Genomic DNA, 2,405 nt, shown 5'->3' with positions numbered 1-2,405 from the left:
ACGGCCCTTCGGTTGCAGGTCTGCAGCGTTCGGTCGGTAATGGCGCAATGAGTAACTCAATTGTCGAAATTGAGGATGCCAAATGTATTTTTGTCTTCGGTTATAATGCCGCAGACTCACACCCTATTGTCGCGCGTCGTATTTTAAAAGCGAAAGAAAAAGGGGCTCAAATTATTGTTTGTGATCCGCGTTATATTGAAACCGCGCGTATCGCAGATATTCATTTACCATTGAAAAACGGCTCTAATATTGCATTACTAAATGCATTCGCTCACGTGATCATTGAAGAAAACCTGTATGACCAAGCCTTTATTGAGGCTCACACAGATAAATTCGATGAATACCGTGCTTTAGTCGCACCTTATACACCTGAATCTGTTGAAGAAACAACCGGTATCAAAGCCGAAGATATCCGTAGAACGGCTCGCATGTATGCAAATGCTGAAAGTGCCATGATTTTATGGGGCATGGGTGTCACACAATTCTATCAAGGTGTCGAAACCGTTCAATCCCTCACAAGTTTAGCATTATTAACGGGTAACTTAGGTAAACCGCATGTTGGGGTCGGCCCCGTTCGTGGTCAAAATAATGTTCAAGGCGCCTGTGATATGGGTGCTCTGCCAAATACTTTGCCGGGTTATCAATATGTCGATGATAAAGCGGCACTTGATAAATTTGCTAAGTTTTGGGGCATTGAAAAAATGCCAGATGAAAATGGGATCCCATTAAGTGAAGTTCCACATTTCATCGATGAAGGTATTTTAAAAGCGCACTATGTCATGGGTGAAGATCCACTGCAAACTGAACCTGATTTAGCGACCATTCGTCGTACTTTCGATAAATTAGAGCTATTGATTGTTCAAGATATCTTTATGACTAAAACAGCCGCTATTGCGGATGTTATTTTCCCAGCAACCTCTTGGGGAGAACACGAAGGTGTCTATACCGCAGCAGATCGTGGATTCCAACGTTTTTATAAAGCGGTTGAACCTGTTGGTGATGTGAAAAAAGACTGGGAAATTATCAGTTTGATGTCCACCGCAATGGGCTATCCGATGCACTATAACAACACCAAAGAAATTTGGGATGAGCTACGTGAGCTTTGCCCTATTTACTATGGTGCTACTTATGAAAAATTGGCAGGTCTCGCCTATATCCAATGGCCATGTCGTACATTGGAAAGTGAAGGTACTGAATACTTATACGAAGGAGGCAATTTCGATACGCCAAATGGTAGAGGTCAGTTCTTTACTTGTGATTGGCATCCACCGATTGACCAAGTTAGCGCTGATTATCCGATGGTACTTGCCACAGTCCGTGAGGTTGGCCATTACTCTTGCCGTTCCATGACCGGTAACTGTAAAGCGCTTGCGGCATTAGCAGATGAACCCGGTTTTGTTCAGATAAATACCGCTGATGCGAAGAAATTGGGTATTAAAGATCAAGAGCTGGTATGGATAGCCTCTAAACAAGGTAAAGTTATCACTCGTGCAAATATTAGTGAACGTCCTAATAAAGGTGCGATTTATATGACTTATCAATGGTGGATTGGTGCTTGTAATGAGTTAGTAGCAGAAAACCTCAGCCCAATAACCAAAACACCTGAGTACAAGTATTGTGCAGTCCGTGTAGAACCAATTGTGGATCAACACAAAGCTGAGCACTATGTTGTACAAGAGTATACGGCGATTAAGCGTAGATTACGCGAGGCTGCCGAGGGAGTTTAGTTTTCCCTTCATTTTTTATACTGTAAAAAACTGTTCGGGTCACATGCATATAAGTATGTGACCCGATTTTTTTATTCGTAATCTAGTAACAATATCGATTACTTTCAAATCACAAAAATAATAATTTCATTTAATAGCTAAGCATGTAATTACCAATTAATGGCTCTTCAACTAATTAACCTTAGCCAGTCCTTAATAATCCAATTCAATTTATTCAAATATTAATAATTATACATTTCCAACTTAAATCTTAATAAGAATTATTATTAATTAGAATGCTACAATTTATATTTAAATTAGTTTGAATTGTAAATAGATAGAACAGAAAATTATTTTGAAGGGAATAAGCAAATATGTAGTTAGACTCTCCACATAACACAAAGAATGGTAACTATAAAAATTAAAATAAGTTTAATAAATTTGATTCTTAATCACTCCCCAAATACTCCTCAAAATAATTTGTGTTGTAGGTAGGCGGCAATTGAGCTAATCCTTGGGAGCATACACAAGTATGTGACCGAGGTTGGCGAATGAAGCCAACACCCCTACAGCACAAAGTATGAAGAGGAAACACCCAAAATAATTAGGGTTGTAGATAGGCGGCAAGTAAAGCTAATCCTTGGGAGCATACATAAGTATGTGACCGAGGTTGGCGAATGAAGCCAACACCCCTACAGC

Annotated in this window: 1 protein-coding gene; it reads left to right on the top strand. The window is 39.7% G+C overall.

The window, feature by feature from the left end; translation table 11 throughout:
• On the top strand, positions 1-1,727 hold a 1,727-nt coding region (gene fdhF, locus ACTH6U_RS20925), incomplete at its 5' end, for a formate dehydrogenase subunit alpha (protein ID WP_441833057.1).
• Positions 1,728-2,405 lie beyond the last annotated feature (678 nt).

The organism is Providencia sp. (assembly GCF_052096715.1).
Taxonomy (GTDB): domain Bacteria; phylum Pseudomonadota; class Gammaproteobacteria; order Enterobacterales; family Enterobacteriaceae; genus Providencia.
This window is presented reverse-complemented; position numbering and strand designations above follow the sequence as displayed.